A 1605-nucleotide genomic window follows, 5' to 3' on the forward strand; every position below is an offset into this window, starting at 1 on the left:
CAATGGGCCGCTGGAATGGACGCAAACGCTCCTCGAGGAGTTGACTCAGCGTGCCTCCGATCGCGCCAGCGGGACGGAGTCCTTAGGGGATCCCGACTTGCGTTGGCTGGATCCCGCCCAATCCATCACCCTTTCCCTTACCTATTTGCTGGTTTAGCTCAGCAGCAGGGCAAACAAGCCACAGAGGGCAATACCATCGAAAACCCCGGCCCCGCCAATGCTGAGAATGCCTGAGCAATTGCGCCGCAACACCTCCGGCAAGTGCAGGAGATCCGCCCCGATAAGGGTACCCAAAACCCCGCCGGCAAAGGCCACCGCTGGCGCCTGATCCCCAGCCCAGAACAAAGCGGCCAAGGCTGCTGTAGCTGGGGCAATTAGAGGATTCATCTGAATGCCGATCCCGGGCACCACGTGGGAAGCATAGTAGCTGACCAAGGTTACCAGCGCCGTTACCGCCAGGATCAGCACGCTATCGGCCCGCCCAAATTGGTATAGGGCCAAGAGCACCGGGATCAGCCCCCCGCCCACGTTTAAGGCAATCACCGTCTCCTGGGAAAGCTTGGTCAAAGGGATCCCCCAGAACTGCCGCATCCACAAGCTAGCTAGGTCTTCTACCAGCGTCACCTCGCATTTCACCCGATAGAGGGGAATATTGACCGAGCTGCCCACCAGGATGGCCAGCAGCAGTAACAGCGCTCCCTCCCGCGAGAACCCCAGCTTTCCCACCGCCAGCGCCACCACATCCACTGCCAGCCCCAGCCAGAGGAAAGGCAGCAGCAACACCAGCATGAAAAACAACAGCAGCGAGACCGGCAGGTAGAACATGGCAGGGATCCCAACTTTTCTTCAGCCTATCAGGACTCGGTTCAACTTTTCTCAGCTGCGTGCCCCCTGAGAAAGTTAGGTTTGCAACTAAACTTTATTCGTTTCAGGATCTCAAAGGCCAAAAATGAGGTTGCGAATATCCCGATCGCGTTAGCGGGACGGAGTCCTTGAAATATTGCGGCCAGCCCTCCAGTCGCCAGGAGTTTTAGCCATAACGATTTGATAGCGCGGATCTCCATAAAACCGAATTTTGATGTGATTAGATTCTTCAACAGTCTCGAAGCAAAGGTCGCGCAGATACTGTTCAGTATGAATGTTCCACTTGCGGTAGTCTCTGAAGATGTAGCCCTACAGGACAGGCCGGCAGAGGTGCTGCAGATCCTGGGCTAGGCATGGCCCGCTACTACGGGAATGGGGGGATGCCTGCTGGCGAGACTCCGCCACACCAGGGATCCCAGCCCAACAGCCACTCTGGTCGCAGGGACGCCGTTCCCCAAGGCGCGGCAAACGAGCCCCAGCAGGACAGACCACAGCAAAACAACCAATACCCACAAGACTAGACCCAACAGCGGGCCCGCCAAGCCTGCTTCCAGATTGGTCAAAAACTGAAGGCCACCATCACCAACATCAAGGGCAACGAAGTTACTTTCCAGATTTGAAGATATCAGAGAAGATAGCAGAATCGGCAAAGTCCAGCTGCTCTGGGCGCAAAGCAAGACAGAGCTCTCGAAAAATTTGAGTTAACCGCCTATCATGCAGACCATCATCATGACTGTGGGC

At 56.3% G+C, this 1605-nt stretch carries 1 protein-coding gene; it reads right to left on the reverse strand.

Translation table 11 applies throughout. The features are described 5' to 3' along the window. Positions 1–153 precede the first annotated feature (153 nt). Positions 154–825 carry a DUF1614 domain-containing protein gene (locus NW838_RS00120; RefSeq protein ID WP_414332122.1) on the reverse strand — a complete coding sequence of 224 codons (672 nt, stop codon included), beginning with the start codon at positions 823–825 and terminating at the stop codon, positions 154–156. Between the last annotated feature and the right edge of the window lie 780 nt (positions 826–1605).

Origin of the sequence: Synechococcus sp. R55.2 (assembly GCF_047462075.1) — a bacterium.
Lineage (GTDB): Bacteria > Cyanobacteriota > Cyanobacteriia > Thermostichales > Thermostichaceae > Thermostichus.

Excerpts from the sequence above, each read along its gene's own strand:
- NW838_RS00120 (WP_414332122.1), bottom strand. The coding sequence starts at position 825 with ATGTTCTACCTGCCGGTCTCGCTGCTGTTGTTTTTCATGCTGGTGTTG.